This window comes from Staphylococcus condimenti (assembly GCF_001618885.1).
Classification (GTDB): domain Bacteria; phylum Bacillota; class Bacilli; order Staphylococcales; family Staphylococcaceae; genus Staphylococcus; species Staphylococcus condimenti.
This window is the reverse complement of sequence record NZ_CP015114.1, coordinates 1209669-1234918: the sequence shown is the minus strand read 5'-3', so window position 1 is coordinate 1234918 and position 25250 is coordinate 1209669. Positions and strand designations below refer to the sequence as shown.

General features: G+C 34.0%; 21 protein-coding genes and 2 pseudogenes. 18 read left to right on the top strand and 5 right to left on the bottom strand.

Annotation, left to right across the window (positions count from 1 at the left end):
• The first annotated feature begins 81 nt into the window (after positions 1-81).
• On the top strand, positions 82-480 hold the full coding sequence (gene tagD, locus A4G25_RS06225) for a glycerol-3-phosphate cytidylyltransferase (protein ID WP_047130892.1): 399 nt from the start codon (positions 82-84) through the stop codon (positions 478-480).
• Positions 481-573: 93 nt separating this feature from the next.
• On the opposite strand, the gene pbp4 is transcribed toward tagD, so the two are convergent.
• Positions 574-1863, bottom strand: a complete 1290-nt coding sequence (gene pbp4 / locus A4G25_RS06220) for a penicillin-binding protein PBP4 (RefSeq protein ID WP_047130891.1) — start codon at positions 1861-1863, stop codon at positions 574-576.
• 230 nt (positions 1864-2093) lie between these two features.
• Here pbp4 and A4G25_RS06215 point away from each other — a divergent pair, with 230 nt between their 5' ends.
• From A4G25_RS06215 to A4G25_RS06175, 9 genes are all read left to right on the top strand, one after another.
• Complete coding sequence (locus A4G25_RS06215) at positions 2094-3824, top strand: ABC transporter ATP-binding protein (protein ID WP_047130890.1); 1731 nt, start codon at positions 2094-2096, stop codon at positions 3822-3824.
• Positions 3825-4166: 342 nt separating this feature from the next.
• Positions 4167-5396, top strand: coding sequence for a NupC/NupG family nucleoside CNT transporter (locus A4G25_RS06210; RefSeq protein ID WP_047130889.1), 1230 nt, complete (start codon positions 4167-4169; stop codon positions 5394-5396).
• A 468-nt stretch (positions 5397-5864) separates the two neighbouring features.
• Entirely contained in the window at positions 5865-6686 is an 822-nt protein-coding gene (locus A4G25_RS06205; protein WP_047130899.1) for a YitT family protein, read from the top strand.
• 312 nt (positions 6687-6998) lie between these two features.
• Positions 6999-7802 carry an ABC transporter ATP-binding protein gene (locus A4G25_RS06200; RefSeq protein ID WP_047130888.1) on the top strand — a complete coding sequence of 268 codons (804 nt, stop codon included), beginning with the start codon at positions 6999-7001 and terminating at the stop codon, positions 7800-7802.
• Between the two features lie 10 nt (positions 7803-7812).
• Positions 7813-8820 carry a FecCD family ABC transporter permease gene (locus A4G25_RS06195; RefSeq protein ID WP_047130887.1) on the top strand — a complete coding sequence of 336 codons (1008 nt, stop codon included), beginning with the start codon at positions 7813-7815 and terminating at the stop codon, positions 8818-8820.
• Positions 8817-9833, top strand: coding sequence for a FecCD family ABC transporter permease (locus tag A4G25_RS06190; RefSeq protein WP_047130886.1), 1017 nt, complete (start codon positions 8817-8819; stop codon positions 9831-9833). Before A4G25_RS06195 ends, A4G25_RS06190 begins: the two co-directional genes overlap by 4 nt.
• Positions 9834-9941: 108 nt before the next feature.
• Positions 9942-10442, top strand: coding sequence for a hypothetical protein (locus A4G25_RS06185; protein ID WP_046100190.1), 501 nt, complete (start codon positions 9942-9944; stop codon positions 10440-10442).
• Positions 10443-10792: 350 nt separating this feature from the next.
• Positions 10793-11860 (top strand): YkvI family membrane protein, encoded by a 1068-nt coding sequence (locus A4G25_RS06180; protein ID WP_047130885.1) that lies wholly within the window; start codon positions 10793-10795, stop codon positions 11858-11860.
• Positions 11861-12081: 221 nt separating this feature from the next.
• Positions 12082-13104 (top strand): alpha/beta hydrolase, encoded by a 1023-nt coding sequence (locus A4G25_RS06175; RefSeq protein WP_047130884.1) that lies wholly within the window; start codon positions 12082-12084, stop codon positions 13102-13104.
• A 118-nt stretch (positions 13105-13222) separates the two neighbouring features.
• On the opposite strand, the gene A4G25_RS06170 is transcribed toward A4G25_RS06175, so the two are convergent.
• Positions 13223-13729 carry a GNAT family N-acetyltransferase gene (locus A4G25_RS06170; RefSeq protein ID WP_047130883.1) on the bottom strand — a complete coding sequence of 169 codons (507 nt, stop codon included), beginning with the start codon at positions 13727-13729 and terminating at the stop codon, positions 13223-13225.
• Between the two features lie 208 nt (positions 13730-13937).
• On the opposite strand from A4G25_RS06170, the pseudogene A4G25_RS06165 reads away from it, so the two are divergent.
• The 6 genes and pseudogenes from A4G25_RS06165 to A4G25_RS06140 all read left to right on the top strand — a co-directional run bounded on the left by A4G25_RS06165 (position 13938) and on the right by A4G25_RS06140 (position 20432).
• A pseudogene (locus A4G25_RS06165) lies at positions 13938-14618 on the top strand (response regulator).
• Positions 14605-15647: pseudogene (locus A4G25_RS06160) on the top strand (sensor histidine kinase). The pseudogenes A4G25_RS06165 and A4G25_RS06160 overlap by 14 nt, the downstream one beginning before the upstream one ends.
• Positions 15648-15739: 92 nt before the next feature.
• Positions 15740-16501: an ABC transporter ATP-binding protein gene (locus tag A4G25_RS06155; RefSeq protein WP_047130881.1), complete on the top strand. Its 762-nt coding sequence runs from the start codon at positions 15740-15742 to the stop codon at positions 16499-16501.
• On the top strand, positions 16491-18389 hold the full coding sequence (locus tag A4G25_RS06150; protein ID WP_047130880.1) for an FtsX-like permease family protein: 1899 nt from the start codon (positions 16491-16493) through the stop codon (positions 18387-18389). Before A4G25_RS06155 ends, A4G25_RS06150 begins: the two co-directional genes overlap by 11 nt.
• A gap of 404 nt (positions 18390-18793) precedes the next feature.
• A complete protein-coding gene (locus tag A4G25_RS06145) occupies positions 18794-19411 on the top strand; it encodes a DUF47 domain-containing protein (protein ID WP_015899564.1) in 618 nt (205 codons plus the stop codon).
• Positions 19412-19424: 13 nt separating this feature from the next.
• Positions 19425-20432, top strand: a complete 1008-nt coding sequence (locus A4G25_RS06140) for an inorganic phosphate transporter (protein WP_047130879.1) — start codon at positions 19425-19427, stop codon at positions 20430-20432.
• Positions 20433-20491: 59 nt separating this feature from the next.
• Here the strand turns inward: A4G25_RS06140 and A4G25_RS06135 are convergent, their stop codons facing one another.
• Together A4G25_RS06135 and A4G25_RS06130 are read right to left on the bottom strand one after the other, a co-directional pair.
• The gene (locus tag A4G25_RS06135) at positions 20492-21331 is read right to left on the bottom strand and encodes an aldo/keto reductase (protein WP_047132773.1); all 840 of its coding nucleotides are present in this window, start codon (positions 21329-21331) and stop codon (positions 20492-20494) included.
• 142 nt (positions 21332-21473) lie between these two features.
• Positions 21474-22652: an MFS transporter gene (locus A4G25_RS06130; RefSeq protein ID WP_047132772.1), complete on the bottom strand. Its 1179-nt coding sequence runs from the start codon at positions 22650-22652 to the stop codon at positions 21474-21476.
• Between the two features lie 144 nt (positions 22653-22796).
• On the opposite strand from A4G25_RS06130, the gene A4G25_RS06125 reads away from it, so the two are divergent.
• Positions 22797-23135 carry a winged helix-turn-helix transcriptional regulator gene (locus tag A4G25_RS06125; RefSeq protein ID WP_047132771.1) on the top strand — a complete coding sequence of 113 codons (339 nt, stop codon included), beginning with the start codon at positions 22797-22799 and terminating at the stop codon, positions 23133-23135.
• 82 nt (positions 23136-23217) lie between these two features.
• Here A4G25_RS06125 and A4G25_RS06120 read toward each other — a convergent pair whose 3' ends face one another.
• Entirely contained in the window at positions 23218-24036 is an 819-nt protein-coding gene (locus tag A4G25_RS06120; protein ID WP_047132770.1) for a CHAP domain-containing protein, read from the bottom strand.
• A 348-nt stretch (positions 24037-24384) separates the two neighbouring features.
• Between A4G25_RS06120 and A4G25_RS06115 the strand changes: the two genes are divergently transcribed.
• Positions 24385-25014, top strand: coding sequence for a Bax inhibitor-1/YccA family protein (locus tag A4G25_RS06115; protein ID WP_047132769.1), 630 nt, complete (start codon positions 24385-24387; stop codon positions 25012-25014).
• Positions 25015-25250: the final 236 nt, after the last annotated feature.

The window sequence follows — 25250 nt, the reverse complement described above, 5'->3', positions numbered from 1 at the left end:
TATGTTTTCATATTGAGAATGAATTTAAAATAAAATTATGGTATTTTTTAAACAGTGAAAGAAAAAAGAGGAGAGAGACTAATGAAACGTGTTATCACATATGGAACATATGACTTGTTGCATTATGGTCATATTGAATTACTTAGAAGAGCAAGAGAAATGGGCGATTATTTAATTGTTGCACTTTCTTCTGACGAATTTAACCGTATTAAAAATAAAAAATCATATTACAATTACGAACAACGTAAAATGATGTTAGAATCTATTCGCTATGTAGATCTCGTTATTCCAGAAGAAGATTGGGGTCAAAAAGAACGCGATGTAGAACGTTATGATGTAGATACCTTTGTCATGGGACATGACTGGGAAGGTGAATTCGATTTCCTTAAAGACAAGTGCGAAGTGATTTACCTTAAACGTACAGAAGGAATTTCTACGACTCAAATTAAGAAAGAATTATATGGTAAAGATGCGAAGTAATTTATCAATGAAATAAAAAAAGAGCTCATACACAGTACCTTTTAAAGATTAGCCTTTAAAAAGTACGAACATGAGCTCTTTTTATAGTTTCAATTATTTTTTTCGACGAATAAAGTCGATGATTAAGAAAATAATAATAGCAAGTGCAGCAACGATGAATCCAAAACCAATGACAGTTAGTACTGGATGTTCAGAAAATGATGTTTTAGCAAAAGACGTTGCTTCGTGTGCAAGTGGTCTATTCACTTCTACAGAAGGAGGACCATATTTTTTAGAAATAAATTGTCTTGGGTAATCGATGTGTACTTTTCCGTCTTCAACTACGAATTTATAATCTTTTTTAGTATAATTTTTTGGTAAAACATCATACAAGTCTTTTTTTACATAGTATTTCTTACCATTGATTTTTTGTTCACCTTTAGAAAGAATTTTGACGTATTTGTATTGATCAAAAGATCTATTCATAATACTGTTGCCCATTTTATTACGTTCTTTCTCACCACCAAGATGTTTAAAGTCTCCTGCTCCCATAATTGTCTGGTCGATGCGGAAACCATCTCTTTTTGTCGTAATAGTATGGTTATAGTCTGCAATATCGCTCGATCCAGTTTTTAATCCATCTGTTCCTTTGAGACCTAATTCAGCACCTTCAAGCGACCAGTTAAATGTATAATATGTAACTCCGTGTTGGGTTGGAGCTAATTGTTTGGTGAAATAAAGAATTTTTGGCGTATCTTGAATAACTCTTTGAGATAAAATCGCATAGTCTCTAGCAGATGCTCTGCTCGACATTTCATTTTTATATTTCTTAGGTGCAAAACTTTGTAATAAATTATTTTCTGCACCAGTCGGGTTTACATAATGTGTATTGGTCATACCGAGTTCTTTAGCTTTTTTGTTCATTTTGTCAGTGAAATCCGATGTATTTCCAGATACCTTTTTAGCTAATATCAAAGCTGCCGCATTACTAGACGCAGATACTGTTATTTGTAATAGCTCTTTGATAGTATAGGTTTCGCCTGGATATAATTTCGTATTGCTGAGTTTTGGTAATGTAGACATACGATAGTCGTCTTCAGTGATTTTGACTTTATCATTAAGAGACAATTTATGTTCTTTAACTGCTTCTAACGTAAGATACATCGTCATTAATTTTGTCATAGATGCAGGATACCATTTTTTATCCATGTGATAATCATAAAGCACTTGGCCTGTTTGACTTATATTTACAGCACCTTCTGGATTAAAGGCATCTGATATATCGTATCCATATTCATTTGCTACTTGAGCAGGAGAAGGGGTATTGGTGTCCGCTTCCGAAAATGGTGTTATAATTGTACTTGCGAAGAATATCAGCAGTGTTAGTAATATTATTTTTTTCATAACGTAACTTTCATTCCTTCAACATTAATTTATGAACAGAACTATTCTATCACAAAAGAAGTTGGAAACAAGGTATGTACCCTTCACAGAAACTGACAATAGGGGAAAGTCAGTCTGGCGTTTGTCTAACCGAAGTGTCACCAACCTCTTATATAGCTTGTTCTGTAAATGTTATGCAAGTTCTTAATTTAGAATAAAGAAATTTTTAAAATTTAATTGAGGTAAGTGTAATGGAACAAACAAAAACGAAAAACAACCCTTTATTATTTCTACTGAAAAAATTAAAGTGGCCAATTGGTCTCATCATAGTTGCAGTTTCTATTTCTTCATTAGGAAGTATCAGTGGATTGCTTGTCCCATTATTTACCGGAAGAATGGTGGATAAATTTACGGGCGATCAATTCAATATGCAGTTTATCCTCATATTTGTTGCTGTATTTGCGCTTAATGCAGTGTTAAGCGGAATCGGTTTATATTTACTAAGTAAAATCGGTGAAAAGGTTATTTATGCAATTCGTTCAGTCGTATGGGCGCATATTATTCGTTTGCGCATGCGCTTTTTTGATGTGAACGAAAGTGGACAGCTCATGAGTCGACTGACAGACGATACAAAAGTGATTAATGAGTTTGTCTCACAAAAATTGCCGAATGTATTACCGTCCATCATTACATTAATCGGATCATTGATTATGTTATTTATAATGGATTGGCAAATGACATTGTTAACGTTTATTACAATTCCGCTATTTGTGGCCATTATGATTCCATTAGGCAGAGTGATGCAGCGTATTTCCACTCGTACCCAAGCAGAAATTGCAAATTTCAGCGGTTTGTTAGGGCGCGTGCTTACAGAAATGCGTTTAGTTAAAGTAGCAAATACAGAACAAGTTGAATTAGATAAAGCACATTTGAATTTAAAAGAAATTTACAATCTAGGTTTAAAACAAGCTAAAATTTCAGCAGTGATTCAACCAATATCTGGATTGATTATGCTGCTGACAATTGGCATCATTCTTGGGTTCGGCGGAATCAGAATTTCATCTGGCGCTATTACTGCAGGTACATTAGTGGCAATGATTTTCTATGTTATTCAATTATCGATGCCATTAGTCAATTTATCGACTTTAATGACAGATTATAAAAAAGCAGTAGGTGCCAGCAGCCGAATATATGAAATTATGCAAGAACCATTAGAAGAAGTGAAAGCACCTACAGGTCAAGAATTAGAAAATGGCAACCTTGATTTTAAGCATGTTGATTTTGGATATGATACGAAACAAGTTTTGCATGACTTGAATTTTGAAATTCCGAAAGGGAAAGTAACAGCTTTCGTAGGACCATCAGGATCAGGTAAAAGTACGATATTTAATTTGATTGAAAGAATGTATGACGTAACAGAAGGTGATATTTTACATGCAGGTGTTTCAATCTATCAACTTCCTTTATCTGACTGGCGAAACAAAATAGGTTATGTTATGCAATCGAATGCGATGATGAGCGGCACCATCAGAGATAACATTTTGTATGGTATTAACCGCGAAGTGACGGATGCCGAACTTGAAAATTATACAAAGTTAGCAAATTGTCATGATTTCATTATGGAATTTGATGAAGGCTACGATACATTAGTCGGTGAACGCGGCTTGAAATTATCTGGCGGTCAAAGGCAGCGTATTGATATTGCACGCAGCTTTGTGAAGAACCCTGATATTTTATTACTTGATGAAGCTACAGCAAACTTGGATAGCGAGAGTGAGAAGAAAATTCAAGAAGCGTTAGAGACATTGATGGAAGATCGTACTACTGTGGTTATTGCACACCGTCTCTCTACAATTATGAAAGCTGATCAAATTATCTTTTTAGATAACGGATATGTAACAGGTATGGGTAAACATAAAGAATTAATGGAAACACATACGAAATATAAAGAGTTTGTGATGACGCAAAAATTAACAGATTAAATCAGTATCACTTCCGAATAAGCAGAATTCGGAAGTGATTTTTTTATGAGTGATTACGGAAACTCGCTGAATTAGAGATGAAGTAGTTCATAATAAAAAAAGAATCAATAATTTGATGACTGCTTATAATAGTGTTTTTTGTTTGACTTTTTAAAATTGTAATTCAAAGCGACGTTTCAACATGATATACTATAAAAGCACTTAAAAATTACATTTGTAAACTCAAAAACAACAGAATTGTGAAGCGTGTTGTATAAAGTTGAGAAAGACGTCAGTATCCTTATCTTTATGCAATAAGTCATTCATACATAATTCAGAAAAAATAAAAAAGGCGGGTGTCTTATGTACTTACTGATTAATATTATCGGATTGGCAGTATTCCTAGGAATTGCAGTGTTGTTTTCAAGAAATCGTAAAGAAATTCACTGGAAGTCAGTCGTGATATTAGTTATTGTTAACTTATTTCTTGCATGGTTCTTTGTATTCTTCCCATGGGGGAACTGGTTTGTATCAAAAATGGCAGATGGTATTTCCTGGGTAATTGAATCTGCCAATGCAGGAACTAGTTTTGCATTTGCAAGCTTTGTAAATCAAAAACAAATGGATATGGCTGTGGCTGCCTTATTCCCAATTTTACTTGTAGTACCACTATTTGATATTTTAATGTACTTAAATATTCTACCTAAATTCATTGGGGCAATTGGCTGGTTGCTCGCAAAAGTTACACGCCAACCTAAGTTTGAATCTTTCTTTGGTATTGAAATGATGTTTTTAGGAAACACTGAAGCTTTAGCAGTTTCAAGTGAACAGTTAAAAAGAATGAATGAAGTTCGTGTTTTGACAATCGCAATGATGTCTATGAGTTCAGTTTCAGGCGCAATTGTCGGCGCATATGTGACTATGATTCCTGGTGAATTAGTATTGACTGCGATTCCGTTAAACATTATTAATGCAATCATTGTGACTTCGATTTTAAACCCAGTCACTGTAGAAGAACGTGAGGATATTATTTATAACCTTAAAGAAGAAGGAGTTCAACGCCAACCATTCTTCTCATTCTTAGGCGACTCAGTAATTAATGCTGGTAAATTAGTTTTAATTATTATCGCATTTGTAATCAGCTTCGTTGCTTTAGCTGATTTATTAGATCGTTTAATCAATCTTATCACTGGTATTATCGGTGGTTGGATTCACGTGAAAGGCAGCTTCGGACTCAACCAAATCTTAGGTGTATTCATGTATCCGTTCGCTTTATTACTTGGTTTGCCATGGGATACAGCATGGATTGTAGCACAACAAATGGCGAAGAAAATTGTAACAAACGAATTCGTTGTAATGGGACAAATTTCAGATGTTGTGAAATCTTATGATCCTCATAGACGTGCAGTTATTTCGACATTCCTTGTATCATTCGCAAACTTCTCAACAATCGGTATGATTGTAGGAACATTAAAAGGAATTGTAAATGCAAAAACGTCAGATTTCGTATCAAAATATGTACCGATGATGTTATTGTCAGGTATTCTCGTATCATTATTGACAGCAGCTTTTGTCGGATTATTTGCATGGTAGATCGATGTTTTTATAACGCAATGTTCAACTTAAAGTTGAGTGTTGCGTTTTTTTGTGGAGTCAAAAATTTGAATTCAACAACCGGATCAGATTAAAAGTAGAATTTGAAAATGGAAAGACCAAGTGAATGAATGTGGGGAGACACAATCATTACTTGGTCTTTTACGGGAAATGAATTTGATACACGTAATCAGTAAGGACTAGGTACTGGACGTGCATTCGAGCGAAAATTTTGTTTGTTTATTGTAAACAACACAAAGGAGATAACTTCCTTAATCTATTGACTAAGGAAGTTGAAATTTATTATAGCAAACCTCAAAAGCAAAGTAAACAAAATTTTCAGAATTATTAATAAAATAATAAGCGCAGAAATGATGAGGGCTATATTGTAGGCATGACGGGAGTTATGCTACCATTTAATTGTATATACAATTTTATAAGGGGGCGGTCATTTTGAATAAAAAAACAATGCGTGACCTTGCGCTAGTTGTTTTTGGATCGTTTGTTTTTTCGGCAGGCGTCAATACTTTCATTATTTCAGGTAAACTAGGCGAGGGCGGCGTAACAGGGCTCGCAATTGTATTATATTATGCATTTCACATATCACCTGGTATTACAAACTTTGTGTTGAATGCAATTTTAATTGTAATCGGTTATAAGTTTTTAAGTAAACGCAGTATGTTTTTGACAATTATAGCTACTGTTTTGATATCTGTGTTCTTGGGGTTGACGGAATCATGGCATATCGAAACTGGAAATGTTGTGGTGAATGCAGTCTTTGGGGGTTCTTGTGTTGGACTTGGTATCGGTGTCATTGTCTTAGCTGGAGGAACAACTGCCGGAACTACAATTTTAGCTCGGTTAGCGCATAAGTATTTAGATGTAAGTACGTCATACGCTTTGTTATTTTTTGATTTAATTGTAGTTGCAATTTCAATTACTGTTATTCCGATGGATAAAATTTTAGTAACGATTATTTCGTTATACATCGGTACTAAAGTGATGGAATTCGTAATAGAAGGTTTGAATACAAAGAAAGCAATGACAATTATTTCAAGCCGCCCCGATGAAGTGGCTAAAGTAATTGATGAGAAAGTTGGTCGTGGGGTAACGATTATAGACGGCCGCGGTTATTATTCTAAAGAAGATAAAGAAATTTTATATGTAGTTATTAGTAAAACACAAGTATCTAAAGCGAAACGACTTATTCGCAGTTTAGATGAAAATGCATTCTTAGTGATTCATGATGTGCGTGATGTCTATGGAAATGGATTTTTAGCAGATGAATAATATAAATCCGGGGGCGTGTACCTCGGATTTTTTCATATTTAAAATAAGGATTTGTTAGGAAAATGTGTGTTGAGGTGTTATAATATACTCTATGATAATGATTATCAATTACATTTTTGTAGTTGATAAAGTACTTTAGATAAATGTTAATAGATTGAATTTAAACGTAGTATGATTCAATCTCACGATATAAATAAGATTAAAGATATGAAAGGAAATTTGGGGAAGTCTTGAAATGGGTCAGAGTTATAGAAGTTATCTGAATTCAAGACTGGTTCAAACGTTTTCAAAATGGAAGGATGAAAGAAATTGATGAATCGTTTAAACGGTCAACAAGTAACAATCGGATATGGGGAACATGTTATTGTTAGTGATTTAGATGTTGAAATTCCTGATGGTAAAGTGACATCCATTATCGGACCGAACGGTTGCGGTAAATCGACGCTATTAAAAGCGCTGTCACGTTTGCTTTCTGTAAAGAATGGTAAAATTTTATTGGATGGTAAAAATATTCACACGCAATCCACAAAAGAAATTGCTAAGAAAATTGCTATTTTACCTCAATCACCAGATGTAGCTGATGGGTTAACAGCTGGAGAATTGGTATCTTACGGACGTTTTCCACACCAAAAAGGCTTCGGTCGTTTGAGTACAGAGGATAAAGAAGAAATTGATTGGGCTTTAAAAGTGACTGGAACGTATGACTTTAAGCATAGAGCAATTAATGATTTAAGTGGCGGTCAAAGACAACGTGTTTGGATTGCGATGGCTTTAGCACAAAAAACAGATATTATTTTCTTAGATGAACCTACAACATATTTAGATATCAGCCACCAGTTAGAAATTTTGGAACTCGTACAAGAGTTGAACCGTGAACATGGTACGACGATTGTGATGGTATTGCACGATATTAACCAAGCTATTCGCTTTTCTGATCATTTGATTGCTATGAAAGGCGGAGACATTGTTTCTTCAGGTGAAACACAAGAAGTATTAACAAAAGAAATTTTAGAAAAAGTATTCAATATTGATGCTGAATTAAGCACAGATCCGCGTACGGGCAAACCGATGCTTGTCACATATGACTTATTATGTAAGCATTACTCAAAAGTGTGAGGAAAGTTAAATGACACAAAAGCAGAAAAAACAAAAACAAATTAATTTTACATCTGCGTTTATCTTATCTTGTCTTTTACTTTTCGTTATGTTGTTGATATCTATTTTGTACGGTGATGCGAGAATTCATTTATCTACGATTTACCAAGCAATCTTCCATTATAATCCAAACATTGAACAACATAATATTATAAGTGAAATCCGAATACCGCGCGATTTAGGCGCGGTATTAGTCGGTATGGCACTTGCAGTGGCAGGTGCTGTAGTACAAGGTGTGACTAAAAACGGATTAGCAGACCCTAGTTTGATTGGTTTGAATGCAGGTGCAAGCTTCATGTTGGCTGTGACTTATGCATTTTATCCAAGTGCTAATTTCAGTATTCTAATGCTGGCTGGGTTTATAGGTGCTATTTTAGGAGGCACGATTGTTCTTTTAATGGGGCGCACACGCCAAGATGGGTTCAATCCAATTCGCATTATTTTAGCGGGGGCTGCAGTCAGCGCTTTCTTAACTGCACTTAGTCAAGGTATTGCACTATTCTTCAAATTGAATCAAGATATTAACTTTTGGAGTATGGGCGGTGTTTCTGGTACAACATGGATTCAATTAAAATGGAGTGCGCCCATTATTATTGCGACTGTCATTTTAATCATACTTTTAAGTAAACAGTTGACGATACTTAACCTAGGAGAAAGTTTAGCGACTGGATTAGGACAAAACGTCACAATGATTCGCACAATCAGTTTAGTATTGACGATGCTTTTAGCAGGTATCGCAGTAGCGATGGTTGGACAAATTGCCTTTGTCGGATTGATTGTGCCGCATATCGTACGCTTTTTAATCGGCACAGACTATGCCAAAGTTATTCCATTAACAGCAGTACTCGGCGGGTTCTTAGTATTGCTTGCGGATACTGTTGCGCGCATGTTGGGTGATGCGCCTGTGGGTGCAATTGTATCGTTTATCGGTGTGCCTTACTTTATCTATTTGATTAGAAAAGGAGGACGTACGATATGATTGATAATAAGTTACGTATTAAGCAACTCGTTGCTTTGGCGATTTCTATTATATTACTCTTCGCAGCATGTGCTTGGAGTGTTACTTCTGGGGAGTATCATATGTCAATCAGCACTTTTTTCAAGACTTTGTTTGGACAAGGTGAATACACAGATAGTCTGATTCTATTAGATTTCAGGTTACCTCGAATGTTGATAACGATATTAGCTGGTGCTGCTTTGAGTATGAGCGGTGCGATGATGCAAAGTGTGACCAACAACCCGCTTGCAGAACCTGGTATTTTAGGGATTAATGCAGGAAGCGGCTTTTTAATCGCGCTATTTTTAGTAGTAGGACATGTCAGTGCAGATAACTTTATTTATATTTTACCGCTACTTAGTATTATCGGCGGTATGCTAACTGCGATTATTATTTTCTATTTCAGCTGTACTAAAGAAAAAGGAATTACACCAGCAAGTATGGTGCTTGTGGGTGTAGGACTTTCTGCGGCATTATCTGGTGGTTCTCTGACATTAATGTCTAAATTTGATCGTGATCAATCAGAATTTATGGCAACTTGGCTTGCCGGAAATATTTGGGGAGATGACTGGAGTTTTGTCATCGCCTTATTACCATGGTTGATTGTGATTATTCCATTTCTATTTACTAAGGCAAATACATTGAATATCTTGAATACCAATGAGCAGATTGCCCAAGGTTTAGGAATTAATGTGCGTCGAGAACGTATGATTATTTTATTTGCAGCCGTTGCTTTATCTTCTGCAGCGGTTGCAGTAAGTGGTGCTATCAGTTTTATTGGTTTAATGGGGCCGCACATTGCTAAAACAATTGTCGGACCAAGACATCAATTGTTCATGCCGCTTGCAATTTTTATTGGTGCTTTTCTATTAGTCTTTTCTGATACAGTCGGTCAAGTCATCTTACAACCTTCTGGTATTCCAGCAGGAATTGTCGTTGCACTGATAGGTGCACCGTATTTCTTATACCTGATGTATCGCACAAAAAGTTTTTAATTAAAATATATCGCATGCACACAAGGTTATTAATGTTAATTGCAAAAGATTGTGATAGAATAACAGTAATTGCAAATAAAATCTGTTCAAATATAGGAGGACATTGCCATGCAAGATTTAATAAAGCGACATGTCTTAAACGGCGAATTTGAATCAGTAAAACAATTAATGTCCGAATCAGATTTTATGGAATTCGAAGAGGCTTACATTTCAAGTGCACACGATGTCGAAAGTGTAATGTTTTATACTTGCATTTTAGACATGATGAAAGAAGGCGAGACTGCAGAACTGCATGATTTAGCATTCTTACTGTTGGTTTATCCACTCAGTGAAGTCGAAGGCGCACTTGATTCTGCGTATTACCATGCTGAATCTTCCATAAAACTCACTGAGGGCAAAGAAGTGAAGAGCTTATTGCAAATGTTATTACTTCACGCTATTCCTGAACCTGTTATTTCAGATAAAAAAGCTTTCGATATTTCTAAACAAATCCTTAAATTGGATCCGAACAATAACGTAGCTCGTAATATTCTTAAACAAACAGCCAAACGAATGGATAATGTAGTAGTCAGCATTGATGAATTAAATCAAAATCGCGATGCAAAATAACAAACATGTGAAATGAATATGAACACAATCAAAGAACATCTTGAGCAAGGTGTTCTTTTTTTATGGGTGGGTTGATGGGAAAGATACAATTTATTTATATCCTTAAGTTTTACTTATAGATAACCTCAGTAATATTAATGAGTAATATGATTAAATAGAGGGTAATTTAAAATTGTATTTGCAAAATATGCGAAACGCGGTTTGCGCAATATAGTGATTTATTGTTACTATATACTTTTCATGGAAAAATTCATGACCTTTAAAAAAAGAGACAGAAAACGCTATGGATAGTAAGTATAATCGTTGGCAAGCATTGTTTTTAATTACACGAGGAGGTATTATACGTTATCATGACGTTTAATAAAGAAACTGTAAAAATTGGCTTTGCCTATGTCGGTGTAGTAGTCGGCGCAGGTTTTTCAACAGGCCAAGAAGTTATGCAATTTTTCACAGATTATGGATTATATGCATACATTGGTGTTTTAATAGCAGGATTAATTTTAGGATTCATCGGAAGACAAGTAGCAAAAATAGGGACAGCTTTCGATGCTGAAAACCATGAATCGACACTTTCATATATTTTTGGTAAGCAATTTGGACGAATCATCGACTATATACTCGTCTTCTTCTTATTTGGAATTTCTGTCACAATGATTGCAGGGGCAGGCGCTGCATTCCATGAAAGTTATGGTATCCCAACTTGGTTAGGTTCATTAATCATGGTAATCGCAATTTACATTACATTATTAATGGACTTCAACAAAATAGTACGCGCACTTGGTGTAGTGACACCATTCTTAATAGTTTTAGTAATTATTATTGCTGGCGTGTACTTAGTAAAAGGTCAAGTACCTATTTCTCAAATTAACTCAGTTGTACCTGAGGCTAATCCGATAAAAGGTATTTGGAGAGGTACAATTTACGGCGGACTCGCATTTGCAGTTGGTTTTAGTACAATTGTCGCAATCGGCGGTGATGCTAGTAGACGTAAAGTATCAGGTGCTGGAGCCTTGTTCGGCGGTGTTGTTTATACAATCTTACTTGCTTTGATTACGTTTGCATTGCAAACAGAATATCCAGCAATTAAAGATGCAGCAATTCCGACACTTACATTAGCACATGGTATTCACCCGATTGTTACGATTTTACTATCAATTGTTATGCTGGCTGTTATGTATAACACAATTTTAGGGTTGCTCTATTCTTTCGCTGCAAGATTTACAACACCTTACACTAAAAAATATCATATTTTAATTGTGATCATGATGCTTGTTGCATATGGATTAAGCTTCGTTGGATTCTCAAGCTTGATTAATTTCTTATATCCAGCAATGGGCTATGTAGGATTGTTAATCGTTGCTGCAGTATTAATTAAGTACTTTAAACGTAAGAAAGCAAATGAAGAGCACATTGCGTAAATAGTCAATTGTGTTAAGTTACTAGATATAGCATTGAAAATATTTAAAAGGTCAATTAACTGTAATACGCAGTTGAATGAAATTCTAAAAATAGGCACAGCATTTAAAATGCTGTGCTTTTTTACATATTATAAGTTCAGCCTTTGAGATGTATACTGATATACAGTACAATAAAGGCAAATTATAAAATGCGACAATCGACAGAGAGAGGACTTGGTGGCATGAGCAAGCGCAAAAAACGCTGGCTTATATGGAGTACAATCATAGTTATCGTTCTTTGTACTGCAGCGGGTATCAGTATAAAAAAGTACTTTGATTATCGTCATACACAAGATATGAAAGAAAAAGTACAGTTGAATAATCGAAATGTGAAAGTCTTTAATAATATTACATACGGAAAGACTTTTCCTAAAAGTCAGTTAGATATTATTACACCGGCAGAGTTGGATAAGGATGTTAAATTACCGGTTATTTTTTGGATGCATGGCGGCGGGTTTATTGCAGGAGACAAACAATATAAAAATCCGTTATTATCTAAAATTGCAGAACAAGGTTATATTGTAGTGAATGTCAATTATGCACTTGCACCAGAATATAAATATCCAACACCGCTAGTTCAAATGGATCAAGCAGTTTCTTTTATCAAAAAGAATCAGCACGAATTACCTATAGACTTTAAACAAGTGGTGTTTGGCGGGGATTCAGCCGGGGCGCAATTATCCAGTCAATATACAGCAATACAGACGGATAAATCGTTGCGTGATTCTATGGATTTCAAACAACAATTCAAACCCAAAAACATACGTGCAGCAATATTCTTCGGCGGTTTTTATAATATGAATACAGTTAAGAAAACAGAATTTCCTCGAATTCAATTATTTATGCGCAGTTATACAGGAACATCACATTGGGAATCTGAATTCAAAAATTTATCTGAAATGTCTACAGTAGAGCATGTAACACATCAGTATCCACCTACTTTTTTATCAGTAGGTGACGCAGATCCATTTGCGAGCCAAAACGCTGAATTTGCAGATGTTTTAGAACAACATGATGTACCGACAGATACATTTTTCTTCGATGGTTCTCATCATTTGCACCATCAATACCAATTTCATTTAGATAAACCAGAATCTAAAGAAAATTTAGCTGCAGTTCAGCACTTCTTAAGTCGTAATACTAGCTCGACAAATATTAAAAAACAAAATGAACAATTCGAACCTATTCAATTAAATCCGTTTTAAATTTGAATGATTTCTATAAATACCTGGACACTTGTCTGGGTATTTTTTAAATAGATAATGAAAAAAATCCTTGTACCATTCACCACAAATGGACAAGGATATGAAAAATTTATTCGGTTTATCGTAGTAATTTCGCCATCACATATTCATTGTAATATTGATTGTCGATTTTGAGTTTATCACGCATTTCGCCTTCAATTTGATAACCAGCAGATTTGAATAATTCAACTGCATGTTTATTTTGAGGCACTACAACTGCTTCTAGACGTCTGATATTATGATTTAGAGCCCATGCATCTACCGCATTTAAGAGTGATTGTCCAACGCCTTTGCTGCGATAGTGTTCACGAATACCAATGCGTACACGTGTCTCATGCTGTGTACGTTCATATTTGCGTGACGATACAATAGCAAATCCAATTAACATGCCGTCAATTTCAGCAATATAAATGGTATTAGATGGAGAAGTGATGAAGTGTTCAAGGTTTTTTAAGGCACTTGAAAGAGAAGGGACATATTCACCAGGACTATATAACATAAAGTCAGATTCATCATAGATATCTTTTAACAACTTGATATAGTCATCTGCATCGTTAATACTTATTTCTCGAATAGAATGTTCCATAGACACCCTCCATTTTATAAGGTAGTATTACACTGAGTATAACCTAACCGATTATATTTATCATTATTTTAGTTTAATTCTACTCTATTATTTTAGAAAAACAAAAAATTGAAGAAAAGCACAATCTCTAGTTTAGAAGAAAAATGTTGAAATGTAAATGAAATCATTCTGCAACATCTCTGAAATATTAACAAAAAGGTGATAGAAAATGAAAATATTACTAGTAGAAGATGATAAAACATTATTTGAACAATTAAAAAAGGAATTAGAACATTAGGATTTACATGTTGAAGGTATAGAAAATTTTGATGATGTATTATCAGAAGCCAAAACGAAAAATCCTGAAATCATTATAATGGATGTTGAATTACCAAAATATGATGGGTTTTATTGGTGTCGTCAGATACGACATGAATCCAATGTACCAATACTCTTTCTATCCGCAAGAGATAATCCTATGGATCAGGTGATGAGTATGGAATTAGGTGCAGATGACTTTATTCAAAAACCTTTTTATACCAATGTATTGATTGCTAAATTGAAAGCTGTGTATCGTCGTGTTTATCAATTTAATTTAGAAGAAAAGCGAACAATGACCTGGGGAAACATCCAAGTAGATTTAGCTAAAGGTGTTTTAGAAAGAGATGGAGAGGTTATCTATATATCCAAAACAGAAATGCTGATATTAGAAATTTTATTGAAACACCGCAATGAAATTGTCAGCAGAGATGAAATTATAACAGCATTGTGGGATGATGAAGCATTTATCAGTGATAATACTTTAACTGTTAATATTAATCGTTTACGAAAGAAATTATCGGATTTTGGATTAGATGCAGCCATCGAAACACGCATTGGAAAAGGATATATAGCCAATGACATTACTTAAACGAATATCTAGTTTCTTATTATCACGTATATATTGGATATTGCTGCTGCTTGGTTTGCAAGTGGTACTGTTAGTGGTTGGTTATTTAGATCGTGATTTATCGATAGAATCTGCAATTTATCTTGTGTTAGTTAATCTCATGATTATCATTTTGTTTCTCTTTTTGCATACTTGCGAGAGACTGCTTTTTTGAAGAAACTTTTTGAAATGCGTGAGGTTGAAGAATTGAAACATAAAGAACTAGCTAATTCACCAATGGAAAGAGAAATACTCGATTACTTATATACACAAATTGTTCGCCAGAAAAAAATTGTATCTGAACAAGCAATTGCTTTAAAAGAGCAAGAACAAAGTCTTACACATTTCGTACATGAAATGAAAACGCCATTAACTGCGATGAAATTATTGATTGAAAAAGAAAAGGATAAAAAAAACAAAAATGCATTGTTATTTGAATGGTCTAGACTAAATGAAATGTTAGATAATCAACTCTACTTAGTCAGATTGGATTCCAAAAATCGAGACACGTATTTTGAGAATGTTGATTTGAAACGCATGATAATAGAAGAAATACAAATTACGCGTCATGTCAGCCGGTTGAAAGGTATTGGCTTTGATATCGATTTTGAAGCAGATTATAGCGTTTTTACTGATATGAAATGGTGTAAGATGTTATTACGCCAACTCATTTCAAACGCGGTTAAATACAGTCCGGAAGGCTACGATATTATAATACATGCTTTTGAGCATCACGGTTATGTGAATTTAACTATAAGTGATAAAGGGCGCGGTATATCTTCAAAAGATTTGCCGCGTATTTACGAACGCGGTTTTACTTCTACAGGGTACCGAAATGAAACTACTTCATCAGGAATTGGTCTTTATCTTGTAGATCAAATAAAAAATACACTCAGTTTAAGTGTAAGAATTGATTCAATCGTTAATCATGGAACAAAAGTTACAATTATATTCCCAAAACAAAATGAAATTACTGAACGTGAAGCTGAAGTGACAACTTTGTCACTTTAAAAGGATGTTTTGTTATCTCAATCAAACGACCCTCCTAGCTTAAATATGTAAACTGAAAATATAAATGAATGATTAAAAGGAGTGGAATTGAAATGGCAATTCTTACAGTGTCTAATCTCACAAAAGTATTTGGGAATAAACATGTTGCACAAGAAGTGCTGAAAGGTTTGTCTTTCAAAGTTGAGAAAGGAGAATTCATCTCAATCATGGGGCCTTCTGGTTCTGGAAAGACGACATTATTAAATTTGTTAAGTTCAATTGACTATGTTACGCAAGGTTCGGTTGAGTTAAACGGCCATCAGCTGCAAGAACTAACGAACAAAGAACTTTCCGAAGTGCGAAAGCGTGAAATCGGATTTATTTTTCAAGACTATAATTTATTGAATACTCTATCGGTAAAAGAAAATATTATGTTACCGTTGTCGATTCAAAATTTGCCACAACAAGAAGCGGAAAAGTATTTTGATGAGGTTACTGAAGCTTTAGGTATTTCAGAACTAGCTAATAAATATCCATCTGAAATTTCAGGAGGACAAAAGCAGCGTGTGTCAGCAGCTCGTGCTTTTATAACGCGTCCTTCTATTATTTTTGCAGATGAACCAACGGGTGCTTTAGATTCAAAAAGTGCTCAGGATTTATTAAGACGCTTAAAAGCAATGAATGAACGCTTTGATTCAACAATATTAATGGTTACGCATGATCCTGCAGCAGCCAGTTATTCTAACCGTATTATCATGTTGAAAGACGGTCAAATTTATTCAGAACTATACCAAGGCAATCAAGATAAACAGTCATTTTATAAAGAAGTTATTCAAGCGCAAAGCGTCTTGGGCGGTGTTCAATATGACTTTTAAGCATATTGTTTTAAAAAATCTCAAGCAGAATTTAAGACATTACGGTTTGTATCTTTTTTCGCTGATTTTTAGTATTGCTTTATACTTCAGTTTCGTAACTTTGAAGTATACCAAAAGTATTAATAATGAGGCATCAGCTAAAATTATCCGTGAAAGTGCCGAGGTCGGAAGTATTTTTCTATTTACTATTATTGTCATTTTTTTGATGTATGTGAATCAGCTATTTATTAAACAGCGTGTAAACGAACTAGGGCTTTATCAATTAATCGGATTAACAAGAACGAATATCATCCGTATGTTGATGTTGGAACAATTTGTTATTTTTATAATGACTGGAATTGTCGGTATTATTGGGGGTTTACTTGGTTCACGTTTCTTATTATTAATTCTTGTAAAACTGATGAAGATTAAAGAAAGTATACACTTAATTTTCAGTTTTAAAGCGTTTATCGCAACGATTTTAATGCTCCTTTTGGCTTATGTGCTGATAATTATTCAAAATAGTATTTTTATTAAAAGACGTTCTATTTTAAAGTTGATGAAAACACGACAAGCAACAGATGTAAAAAACAATAAAATTACAAAGTTAGAAAGAATATTTGGTGTCGTCGGTGTGATCATGATTGCGGCAGGTTATGTATTAGCCTTAGATATTAAACTGTATGCTATTATCATTGTTCCATTACTGGTTTTGTTTTTAACAATTGTTGGAGCTTATTTCTTTTTCCGTAGTACAGTTTCATTGCTTTTTAAAACATTAAAAAACCGAAAAAACGGAAATGTGAATATTAATGATGTTATTTTCACTTCATCAATTATGCACAGAATGAAAAAGAATGCTTTATCATTGACGATTATTGCGGTTATTTCAGCAATTACTGTCACTGTATTATGTTTCAGTGCAATCACACTTAAGAGTGAAAATGATCAAATTAATTCAACAGCACCATATGATGCAACAATTCAAAAACAACAAAAAGCAGAGCAATATCGTACTTTATTAGACCAGCATAATATTCAATATCATGAAAATTATAAACAGCTACTAGATCTTCCTAGGATTAAAAACAATATATATAAAGGGAAATATTCTAGTTTAATGGGTATTCAAATAACAAGCGAGAAATATGTTGAAGGTGCACATATTACCAGAGGAAAAGGTGAATTAGTACAACCTTACGGTACCGGCTTGTCAGTAGAAGGAATAAATGAGCATACATTTGCTCAATTTGATGATAAAAATCATCATCCATTAGTACGTATTAAAGTACAACCATCAGATTTAGATATTAAATTTGCATTGGTTACTTTACGAGGTGGCTCATTATTAATTCTGAACCAAGAAGATTATAAATTAATAAAAGAAAAAGCAACATATGATAAAGATAATCTTGTAAACCAATATGGTTTTACTTTTAAAGAGAAGAATCAAGAAGTCGAAGCTACTAAACTGCTGCACCAAGTTAGCTCTAATTATGCAACACAAAAAGAAATCGCAGAACAATATCGAAGCTTCAGCAGTGTATTCTTATTTGTTTCGAGCTTTTTAGGTATAGCATTTTTAATTGCAGCCGGATGTATTATCTATATTAAACAAATGGATGAAACTGAAGATGAAATGGAAAACTTTAAGATTCTTCGTAAACTCGGTTTTACTCATGAAGATATGCGAAAAGGTTTAATGCTTAAAGTAGTGTTTAATTTCGGCTTACCATTAGTAGTAGGATTATTGCATGCATATTTTGCTTCGTGGGCTTTCTTGAAATTAATGGTATCTAGTGATCATTCTCCTGTTATTTTGGTGATGGTTCTTTATACAATTATATATGCTTGCTTTGCAATGATTGCGTATAACCACATGAAAAGAAAAATAAGACAATCTATCTAGCATATCTAGCATTCTAAATACTAAGAGGACTCAATTATTAGTTCTTTTAGTATTTTTTTGTGTAAAAGCGAGAATCTGAGGATATAACAAAATAGAACGCGCAGATGTTCTTTCATTTTAATTAATCGTATGTTTCATCTATTGTAAAAGCACGTTATAGACAAAAAGGGTGGTAAATGTAAAACATATGTCGCTATTGTTAAGATTTTGTAAATATAATTGTAGTGATGTAAATTTTATGCTATTTTCTTTTTAGGAAGGTAAATTTAGTTTGAAGCTTGCATACAAGGGTATGTACTTAAGTTTCTTACTATTTATTAGAAATTTTTGAAGAATAACAGAAAATGAATTTTCAAATTACGGAATGTGATTGGTCTCAATCGCTGAAAATGGAGGATTTTTCAATGTTTAATAAGAAAAAGGATAAGTTTATGGTTAAGTTAGAGGAAATGGTGTTTAATCTAGACCGTGCTGCTATCGAGTTCGGTAAGATGGATTTCAATACTCATTTAGATTTAAAAGCTTATTCTGATAATATTAAAACTTATGAATCGCATGGTGACGAATTAATGCATCAAGTGATTTCAGATTTAAACCAAACTTTTATTACCCCAATTGAACGTGAAGATATTTTGTCTTTATGTAACGCAATCGATGATGTATTAGATGCTATGGAGGAAACATCTGCTATGTTTGAGATGTATTCAATTGAATATTCAGATGAATACATGGCTGAGTTTGTAGACAACATTCAAAAAGCTGTTGCTGAAATGAAGTTAGCAATTGGCTTATTAGTTGAAAAGAAACTTTCGCATATGCGCATTCACTCTATCAACATTAAAGAATTTGAAACAAACTGTGATGGTATTTTAAGACAATCTATTAAACATATCTTCAACAGCGAAACAGATCCGATTACATTAATTAAAATTAAAGATATATACGAAAGCTTAGAAGACGTTGCAGATAAATGCCAAGCTGTAGCAAACAATTTCGAAACAATTATCATGAAAAATAGCTAAGGAGTTATAAACTATGGACTATGTTTTAATAATCACTGTAGCTATCGTCATTTTTTCATTGATATTTGACTTTATTAATGGTTTCCATGATACAGCCAATGCGGTAGCCACTGCAGTGTCAACAAGAGCGTTGACGCCACGTCGCGCAATTTTTCTCGCAGCCATAATGAATTTTATCGGTGCGCTTACATTCACAGGTGTAGCTGGAACAATTACTAAAGACATCGTAGATCCATTCAAATTACAGAATGGTCTTGTTGTTGTGCTGGCAGCAATTTTTGCCGCTATTTTTTGGAACTTATTAACTTGGTACTTCGGTATTCCAAGTTCATCTTCACATGCTTTAATCGGTGCAATCGCAGGGGCAGCTGTTGCTTCTCAAGGTTCATTTACGGTATTGCACTTCCAAGGCTTTACTAAAATTATTATCGTATTAATCGTTTCACCATTAATTGCATTCTGTGTTGGTTACATTATGTATACCATTATTAAGATTTTCTTTAAGAATGCAAACTTAACAAAAACAAATCGTAACTTTAGAATATTCCAGATTTTCACAGCAGCGTTACAGTCATTCTCACATGGTACAAATGATGCTCAAAAATCTATGGGTATCATTACATTAGCGTTAATCGTTGCTAATTTGCAAGACGGTAATAACGTTGAACCAGCTTTGTGGGTTAAAGTAGCTTGTGCGACTGCAATGGGTCTCGGTACTGCAATTGGTGGTTGGAAAATCATCAAAACAGTGGGCGGTAACATTATGAAAATCCGCCCGGCCAATGGTGCTGCAGCTGACTTATCATCAGCTTTAACAATTTTTGTAGCGTCATCGTTACATTTCCCATTATCTACAACACACGTTGTATCTTCATCAATCCTTGGTGTAGGTGCTTCTAACCGCGCTAAAGGTGTTAAATGGAATACAGCGCAACGTATAATTGTAACATGGGTGATTACATTGCCGATTTCAGCTATTGTAGCTGCGATTACTTATTGGATAATGCATATTTTTATATAGTTAATATAAAGAAGAACGGCCGCAGCAAGGCACTTGCTGCGGCCGTTCTTCTTTATTCATTAATTTTCTCCATTGAATTCAGATGGGTTTGGACCTATGCGCTTATTTTGATTCAAAGATGAGATTTTATCAATTTGTTCTGGTGTTAACGAAAAATCAAATACATTTAAATTTTCTTCAATACGAGAAGGTGTAACTGATTTAGGGATAGTAATGACTCCATTATCAATGTTCCATCTGATAACCACTTGTGCAGGTGACTTGCCGATTGCATTAGCAATCTCATTGACGGTTTGATCAGATAATATTTCGGCATTCATTAATGGTGACCATGATTGCATTTGTATACCTTCTTCTTTAAGGTAATTTCTTAGTGTCTCTTGTGAGAAGTAAGGGTGGAACTCAACTTGATTAATAACAGGTTGGATTTCAGAATGAGCTTTTATTGTTTCCAAATGTTCAACGTTAAAGTTGCTGACCCCGATATTTTTTACTTTTCCAGCATTATACAAGTCTTCCATGCCTTTCCAAGTATCAATCATTAAATTGTTGTCTGTTCCAGGCCAGTGAATAAGATATAAATCTAAATAATCTAATCCTAAATTTTTAAGTGAAGTTTCATAACCTTTTGCAACATTTTCACGCCCGAAATCATCTAACCATAATTTAGAAGTAATAAATAAATCTTCACGTGTGATGCCGGCAGCCTCGATTCCTTCTTGAATTCCACGTCCTACCATTTCTTCGTTACCATAAACAAGAGCAGCATCAATACTTCTGTAGCCATTTTCGATTGCATATTTTACTGCATTTTTAGCAGTATCATCATTTTCTACTCTAAATACTCCTAGTCCTAATTGAGGCATTTTATTTTCATTGTTAAAAGTTTTGTATTCCATAATTGATCACCTTTCATGTTTAAGAGATTTTATATTGTTTCTAGTTTTTGTTTAGTAGTATTGATATTTTTAATTTCAAAATGTTTTCTGATTTATTGTTTTTTATTCTACTTATCAAAGCAACAGATTATTGGTTCAATCATTAACTTTCAACTAATACTGTACTTTCTTTTTTATGAAGTAAATACATCATTCCGCTTGCTAAAATAACCATTAAGAATCCGAAATACGGTGTGGAAATGATTGAAAAATGTTCAAGAACAAAACCGCCAATTACAGAGCCTAATGTAATTCCGATATTAAAAGCAGAAATGTTTAAACTTGAAGCAAAGTTGACAGTAGAGGTATTTTCTTTTTCTGCGAATAGTACAACGATAAGCTGCAAACCTGGCACATTCATGAAAGCGAAGAGTCCCATGAGTAAAATTGCAATTAAGCCAGCTATATGGTAGTGAACTGTTGCACCTACAAGTAATAAAACAACAGCTTGAATTAAGAAAATCCATACTAGTGCTTTTGTAGGGTTGAGGTTTGTGAACTTACCGCCTAAAGTATTGCCTATAGCTACCATTACGCCATAAAGAATTAAAATAATGACAACAGCTTGATCGCTGTATCCAAGTGATTTAGTTAACAGAGTTGTAAGGTAGGTATAAACTACAAATGTACCTCCATAGCCTAAGGCTGTGATTAAGTAAACAGCTAATAATGGTTTGTTATTAAAAACTTTAAGCTGTTCAGACATTGGTGCTTGATCATATTCTGTTAAGTCGTTTGGAACAAAGATGATATTAGCAATGAGACTTAATAAACCGATGATACTAATCGCAATAAATGACATTTCCCAACCGAATTGTTGACCAATCCAAGTACCAAAAGGTACACCAGTGATTGTGGCTACTGTTAAACCTGTAAACATCATTGCGATTGCGCTTGAACGTTTATCTGGTGTAACTAAATCACTCGCAATTGCTGTTGCTACAGACATAAATACACCATGCATTAATGCTGATAAAATTCTCATCGCAAGCAGCATACTGAATGAAAATGAGAATGCTGCTAAGGCATTGGCAATAATAAATACCAACATAATACCTATGAGTAAATGTTTTCTTTTCATTTTATTAGTTAAAGGGGTCAATACAGGTGCGCCTACTGTAACGCCAATCGCATACATAGAAACAGTGAGACCAGCTAGCGGCAGAGTAACATTGAAAGCATTTTTAATTAATGGGAGAAGACCGACACTTATAAATTCAGTCATCCCAATCGCGAAGGCTGAGACAGCAAGAGCAAGAATTGCGAATTTGTTTTTATTCATTACATAGTTCCTTTCTTTTTTCTTGATATGTGTTATTATATGAGCTGTAGATATAGAAAGGAAGTACGTACTTTAAAGTGCTGTAGGCACCCGAAAGTACTATAGGTACTTTTTAGTGCCTATAGAATATGGAGGAGGTTTGAAATGAAAGAGTATAACATTGGTGTAGAAGCAACGATTGATGTTATTGGCGGAAAGTGGAAACCGGTGATTTTATGTCATTTAAAAGATGAGGGAACAATGCGTACGTCAGAATTAAAACGTGCAATTCCCAATATTACGCAGAAAATGTTGACACAACAATTACGTGAATTAGAACAAGATCAAATTATTAATAGAATTGTTTATCAGCAAGTTCCTCCGAAAGTAGAATATGAACTCTCTGAATATGGAAGCAGTTTAAATACGATTTTGACGTCTCTATGTGGTTGGGGAGAAAAACATATTGAAGTAATGAAAGAAAATGAAGAGTTAAACGTATAAGTGTAATCTCGTTTTTAATATAAGAAAAAGCTTCTTTCCACCTTTGTATAGGTATGGAAAGAAGCTTTTTAGTTTGTGCTGATTAGTGGATATAATTGTAACTAGAAACCATTGATGCAGGAATTGTACGATATCCTACTTCACCTGGAGCAGTATTGTAGTTCATTTCAGAAATTAAAATGCTGCCATCGCCATTCACTTGTTCAACGTAAGCAACATGGCCAACTGGGCCTTCGTATGTTTGTAAGATTGAACCAGCTGAAGGTTGATTATTTACTGTGAAACCATCTGCTCGAGCATTGTCTGCCCAATTTTCAGCGTTCCACCAATAAGTGCTGATAGGTTGACCTGTTTCAGCACGACGATTAAATGCATGCCAAGTACATTGACCCCAATCGTATAAGTTTTGATCATTGAATGTTGGTGTAGTGCCGTTTTCTGTTGCAGTAGGTGTGCCGCCTTGTCCGCCGCCTTGGCTACCAGAAGCACCAGGAATTGTTAAAGATTGACCTGGATGAATTAGATTACCATTCAAACCGTTTGCTTGCATAATAGCTTCAGCAGAAGTGCCATATTGTGCAGCGATAATGCCTAATGACTCACCAGCTTGTACAGTATGCGTTGCGCCGCCTTGTCCGCTAGTAGTATTTGAAGTTGAATTAGATTCTGAGCTTTGTTGGCTGCTACCATTTACTGTAATGACTTGACCTGGGAATACCATATTATTACTCAAGTTGTTATCTTGTTTAATACTGTCTACAGAAACACCATATTGATCAGCGATTGACCAAAGAGATTCACCTGATTGTACAGTGTGTTGAGTTGAAGCGTCTGCATCTTGATGAGTTAATGCTAATGCTGCACCTGTTGCAACTGAAAATGTAACTGCTAACTTTTTCAAAAGGGGTTCCTCCTTGCATGTAAATTATCATATTTATATAAATCGCTTTGTATGTAATGATAAATTTTAATTTAATATTTCTTTACTTCCACATCTTAGCAAAAAAATTCATTGCTGTGGTAAATGTCATGTTCTTGTAATATTATTTAATAAATCGCTATAGAAATTAACAGTTCTTAAGATACTGTCATATCAAAGTTCGATAGAATATTCTGAAATTATGTGAAAGAATTATCGTAATGATTGTAATATTATGTTGAGAGCTTTGATTGTTATTATTCATCATGAGAATGTGGTATTGTAATACAAAATATAATAACATTTATTGAATTGGAGGTATTATTACTTATGACACAGCACTCACAAACAATGTCGAGATCACATGCTTATGCAAAAGTATGGCTTTATTTTATGTACTTTTGGATTATTTTTGGTGTAGGCACATATTTCGGCCAATACTTGCCATTAGAATGGCGGAGACCTCTTTCAATTGGCTTAACAGTTTTAATATTAATATCACTTTTTATTAACCGTTCAAGAAGATTCGGGTTTATTATCAGTAATATTTATGCAATTGCAATTGGATTGTTAGCCTATGCCTCATTTGCAACTTATATGCAGAATTTAGGCCCAGAAATTTTTTATAAAAACGTTGCACTGGCAGTAGGTGCTTTTATAGCATTTGGAGTAATAGGTTATTTCTTTATTCAAGATGCTTCAAGCATTGGTAAGTATTTATTTGTCGTTTTAATTGCTTTAATTATTGCATCATTAATCGGCTTTTTTATTCAAAACCCTATTTTCTATACAATTATTAATGTTGTAGCTGTTGGATTATTTCTACTTTATACGTTGTACGATTTTAATCGCTTGAAAAGGGGACAGTTTGAACCTAGTGAGATGGGCTTCAATCTCTTTGTTAACTTGCTAAATATCATCATTAATATTTTAAGTTTAGCAAATCGATTTAGAGATTAATGAATAAAATATTATAATGATGTTCACAAAAATCAGTTGTTAGATTACTATATATATTAATAAAGTAATCAGCAACTGATTTTTGTATTTCTGAATTACACTATACAATTACACATTATGTGATTTTAAACAGCATTAAATTTGGGTTATTATTAAAAATTTGTTTTTAATTAATAATTGTGCTAAATTTGAGTTGGTTTATCCTTTATAATTTAATAGGAGAGGAAATAAAATAA